The organism is Aporhodopirellula sallentina SM41 (assembly GCF_000346505.1).
Taxonomy (GTDB): domain Bacteria; phylum Planctomycetota; class Planctomycetia; order Pirellulales; family Pirellulaceae; genus Rhodopirellula; species Rhodopirellula sallentina.
This window is the reverse complement of sequence record NZ_ANOH01000389.1, coordinates 1-4,509: the sequence shown is the minus strand read 5'-3', so window position 1 is coordinate 4,509 and position 4,509 is coordinate 1. Positions and strand designations below refer to the sequence as shown.

Genomic DNA, 4,509 nt, shown 5'->3' with positions numbered 1-4,509 from the left:
TCCGTTAGCCGCTCCGAGATCATGTCGATTCACGCGTTATCTCTGCATCCGGCTGACCCCGACTTCAGCCCTCCACCCGATTTCGCCGACCGATTACGCCTCCTCAACTTTCTCGGCGAAGAGTTCGACTACTTCGGCGATGTCCGTTTTCGGCCCGGCAGTGCGTTCTTCGAGCTGATCCGTTTTGATTGCACGCACAACGTTATCGAACTCAAGCCCACTGAAGATGGGCTAACGGAACTGCCGCCACAAGACAGCAGGGATTTCGTGCAGATCGAACTTTCTTCGTGCGATAAGCCGGGCGTGACATGTGGCTGCAACATTCGCGATCCGCTCTGCCCTGTCTGCGCGACTCCGGCAGGCGACTGGGGCGATCTAATCGGTGCGTGGCACGACACCAATGCCGCGTTCAACTGCGCGGATTGCGGGCATGGTTGTTCAATTCCCGATCTGAATTGGCAACATGTTGCCGGATTCGCCCGGTGTTGGATCACGATTCAGCAAATCTATGAGGGTGACGCTGTTCCCGTCGATGAGTTCCTCGCCTCGCTTGCCGACACTACCGGCTGCGAATGGCGTTATCTGTGGTATCATCTCTAATCCAGCGCGGCGGGCGGCTAACATGGTTTTTACGCTAGGCCTTCGGCACACCTTCGCTTGTTTGGCAACGGGCGCTCGCATTGGTACAATCACTCGTGATTCAAACTCCACCGCTTCGTTCAGGGCGGTGTCGTAAAAACCTTCCGTTGTTGGTCACAGGCAAATGGCGTCGTGGATCGCTAAACATATCGAACGTGCCGTTTCCCAAACTGCGGACGGTTTCGGTGATTGGTGCGTCAACCTGCAGTCAACCGCGGATGCTGACCGTTGGGCGCAGATCACGTGGGAACACATCAATCTCGCGTATCCGTCGGCGGATGATCCCGCATCGGCCCTCGCATCACTTCCGGGCGTTCCTCTCCTTGACATCGCGTCTTGGGAGCCGAACACTTTCGTAACGTTCTCTCATGGCGCGGACGGTTCGATGCCCGCACTCGCAGACTTCATGGCGGCTTACTTCGTTCACGTTCTGCGATTAACCGACGCGGAATCCGATTGGAACGTTTCCGAGGAGGCACTATGACAATGGTGACTCTCTTCGCACTTCAGTGACCAACAACATGGTTTTTACGCTGAGGCCTGCGGCACACCGCTGTCGTTTGTTCAAGCCGCCTTCCGTTGGTACAATTTCACGCAGTTCAGGCGTCGCTCGCTTCGTTCAGGGCGGTGTCGTAAAAACCTTCCGTTATCCGACGCAACCTAATGGAACTTCACGCCAAGTTGTTGCCGCTATTTACCTCTGCTGGCTGGCACTCTGATTGGCAATTCGACGTTCCCACTCGAATCCCACACGATCATCCGGCTTTCAATGTTCTCGGCCGATTCGGCGGTCTACATATCAAACCCGACACTGACTCTGGTGTGGAATGTGCGACCGCTGACGTCGACATCCGCCCGCTGGAGCATCGCTGGCCAACTGTCGACCGCTGGCAATCACATCTCGCGACCACACTTGTTGGCTTCGCCGTGGCTTCAGACACATACGAACAATTGTGGATCGCTTCAGATTCACGCGTTTTCACATCCAATGACATCACCGAATATGTAGGATACGTTGGCGACGGTTTTAACGCGGCAATGCTCAACTTGCTAACTGGTGTTCGCCACCGCCCATTGCTCGCGCCTGGCGAAACCGGAATCAACTACTACGGCGAGGACTATCATGCGGGCGATCCACGCATTTACAACTGGCAGCCCAGCGTCGGATAACATGGTTTTTACGCTAGGCCTGCGGCACACCGCTGTCGTTTGTTCAAGCCTCCCTCTGGTGGTAGAATCTGTCGTAGTGCATACATCGCTCGCTTCGTTTAGGGCGGTGTCGTAAAAACCTTCCGTTGTGCGACCTACCGTGAATTCCAGCCGCGAATCATTCGGACTCGATCCTGACAAAATCGTCATCGACCGTGTGCGACGCGGTTCTGGCTTACCAGCAACCGTTACGCTGCGCTACACACCCACCGACACCGTGGTTCAAGACGACCGCCCACCCGACGTCTCGGTTCACGGATTTCAACGGACTTTGTTGCGTAAACTGGCATTCAAGGTGTTTGGTGATCCACCGTTACTTGCCGGTGACGCCGTTAGCATTAACGATGGTCAATTCGCGGGCTACACCGGCAGTATCACTCGCGTCGATGCCATCGCAAAAGTCATCTTCATCGAGGTCGATGTCTTTGACCGGCCCGTCGAGCTTCAGCTCGATTATGCTACAGCGAAAACGTTGCTCGACACCTCGCCTTAGTTCACCGGTCGCACAACATGGTTTTTACGCTGGGGCCTTCGGCACACCTTGGCTCTTTGGCAACGGGCCATGGCCTTGGTGTAATTTCCGTAGTTCAGGCATCGTTCGCTTCGTTCAGGGCGGTGTCGTAAAAACCTTCCGTTACGCGACCTACCGAATGGCGGATCAATCGTGACACCTCGCGACATGCAACCGCCTTGGCTGCGTTTCCCCGACATGCCCGCCGGCGACCTCGGTTGGCGGATGGGCGACGGCGAGGGCTACGTTTGCGACTTCTGGGACTGGATCGGCTCGCTCGGCTACGACGAACGGCTCGCTTACCTCTTGCGGCACAAGCCGCTTCCCGATGCCTACGTTCTCATGGCGGCCGACATCCTTGCGCTTCCCGACCTTGATGACGAATCTGTGGATTCGGCCTTTGACGTCCTCGCCGATGTGGGCCTAATCTCGCGGGGCTGACGGTCGCGTAACATGGTTTTTACGCTAGGCCCTTCGGGCACACCTTCCTTTGCACTTCAAGGGGGGCAGGCATATCATTAGCTGTTCGTGATTCAAACTCCACCGCTTCGTTTTGGGCGGTGTCGTAAAAACCTTCCGTTATGTGCCGCTAGCGATGACCTCCGATTATCCATGCCCGTCTTGCGGCTTCCTCGTTTTCGGTGAACCGCCCGGCAGTTACGAAATCTGTCCCGTTTGCGGATGGGAGGACGACCACGTCCAACTGCGGTATCCCGGAATGCGCGGTGGTGCGAACTCCGGTAGTTTGCGCGACTACCAACTTCAAGCTCTCGCGGAACTTCCGCCCGATGTCCGTTCTGCGGACGGGTTCACGCGACATGCCGATTGGCGACCTCTTGCCGACGACGAGTGTATCCAACCATCTGACGGCCACGACGGTGTGGGTGTTGGTTACTTCAACGCTGCGTCCGAAGTGCTCGCGACGTACTATTGGGCAACACCTAAATCATCTGGTTGACGTTACCCACGCTCGACCTGCAGCTGATTGCCGCTGGAACACTTACTCTGCTGCATCGCGGCACATAACATGGTTTTTACGCTGGGGCCTTCGGCACACCGCTGTCGTTTGTTCAGGCCGCCATCCGTTGGTACAATTCCTCGTAGTTCAGGCATCGCTCGCTTCGTTTAGGGCGGTGTCGTAAAAACCTTCCGTTAGTGGCCACTAGTGAACTCATGTTCCAAGTCCTCTTGCTGATCGTAGTAATGATTCTGGCATTTCCGTTGATCTATGTTGTTTCATTGTTCACTGAGCGCAAACGGATTGGCAAGGCCGAAGAACGCTTTTTCGCCGACCGAGAACCGTTGACGGATGCGCAGTACACGGCGGCTATCACGAATCCCCTACACAACGACTTCCACTTTGGTGCACGTCGCGCCATGGCAACGCTCTGCGGAACGACACCCGACATGATTCACCCGTCCGATTCGATGCGGACACTCCTCGACCTGCAGTTTGACAGTGGCTACATCCAAGATTTCGTATTCTTCACGGAACAAGAAACGTCAACTCAAATTGACCTCCGTCGTCTCCCCGATACCGAGACGACCACATTCGGCGACTTTGTGGAGCGTCTCGCCGAGGGAAACCGTATTCCCGCCGCATAGTGGCCACTAACATGGTTTTTACGCTAGGCCTTCGGCACACCGCCCGCTCGTTGTTCAAGCCTCGCTGGGGTGGTAAACTTGCTCATAGTCCAAGCCGTCCACTAATGGAGTGGCGGTGTCGTAAAAACCTTCCGTTGGGCGGCCCAGACAATCGGTTGCATCTGTGTTGATCGGTGTGCATCCGTGGCTCACCTCAGTGCTCTCTGTGTCCTCTGTGGTTCAACCGATCGCTGGCAAATGCAATGGTCGCGCGAGACGCACCCATTCGTTCGAACGTCCTGCTTCGCGGATGGGTGCGCGTCGTGCGACTAACGCCATTGTCAAATGACATCGCCTCGGATGCAAGTGTTTTTGCATCACTCCGCGACCTCCGCAATTCCGCTTTCTCCGCGTTTCAAGCTCTTTGCAAGCATTCGATGTCATCGTCTCGCCGCGCGGCCCCATTGTCAGTGCCGCACAACATGGTTTTTACGCTAGGCCTTCGGCACACCTTCCGCGTTTGGCCACGCGGGCTGGCGTTGGCACAATCTTTCGTAGTTCAAACA

Annotated in this window: 7 protein-coding genes; all 7 read left to right on the top strand. The window is 56.1% G+C overall.

The features are described from left to right. Nucleotides 1-600: hypothetical protein (locus RSSM_RS25160; RefSeq protein ID WP_236621374.1), on the top strand; the 600-nt coding region annotated here is incomplete at its 5' end. 163 nt (nt 601-763) lie between these two features. Next, complete coding sequence (locus RSSM_RS32935; RefSeq protein WP_008686534.1) at nt 764-1,123, top strand: hypothetical protein; 360 nt, start codon at nt 764-766, stop codon at nt 1,121-1,123. Nucleotides 1,124-1,302: 179 nt separating this feature from the next. Beyond that, nucleotides 1,303-1,809 (top strand): SUKH-3 domain-containing protein, encoded by a 507-nt coding sequence (locus tag RSSM_RS25150; RefSeq protein ID WP_008686533.1) that lies wholly within the window; start codon nt 1,303-1,305, stop codon nt 1,807-1,809. Between the two features lie 139 nt (nt 1,810-1,948). Beyond that, nucleotides 1,949-2,341 carry a hypothetical protein gene (locus RSSM_RS25145; protein ID WP_008686532.1) on the top strand — a complete coding sequence of 131 codons (393 nt, stop codon included), beginning with the start codon at nt 1,949-1,951 and terminating at the stop codon, nt 2,339-2,341. A 171-nt stretch (nt 2,342-2,512) separates the two neighbouring features. After that, on the top strand, nt 2,513-2,800 hold the full coding sequence (locus RSSM_RS25140) for a hypothetical protein (RefSeq protein ID WP_008686531.1): 288 nt from the start codon (nt 2,513-2,515) through the stop codon (nt 2,798-2,800). Between the two features lie 154 nt (nt 2,801-2,954). After that, entirely contained in the window at nt 2,955-3,317 is a 363-nt protein-coding gene (locus tag RSSM_RS25135; RefSeq protein WP_008686530.1) for a CPCC family cysteine-rich protein, read from the top strand. Between the two features lie 245 nt (nt 3,318-3,562). Further along, on the top strand, nt 3,563-3,964 hold the full coding sequence (locus RSSM_RS25130; RefSeq protein ID WP_144060105.1) for a hypothetical protein: 402 nt from the start codon (nt 3,563-3,565) through the stop codon (nt 3,962-3,964). Nucleotides 3,965-4,509 lie beyond the last annotated feature (545 nt).

Excerpts from the sequence above, each read along its gene's own strand:
- RSSM_RS32935 (WP_008686534.1), top strand. The coding sequence starts at position 764 with ATGGCGTCGTGGATCGCTAAACATATCGAACGTGCCGTTTCCCAAACT.
- RSSM_RS25150 (WP_008686533.1), top strand. The coding sequence starts at position 1,303 with ATGGAACTTCACGCCAAGTTGTTGCCGCTATTTACCTCTGCTGGCTGG.
- RSSM_RS25135 (WP_008686530.1), top strand. The coding sequence starts at position 2,955 with ATGACCTCCGATTATCCATGCCCGTCTTGCGGCTTCCTCGTTTTCGGT.
- RSSM_RS25130 (WP_144060105.1), top strand. The coding sequence starts at position 3,563 with ATGATTCTGGCATTTCCGTTGATCTATGTTGTTTCATTGTTCACTGAG.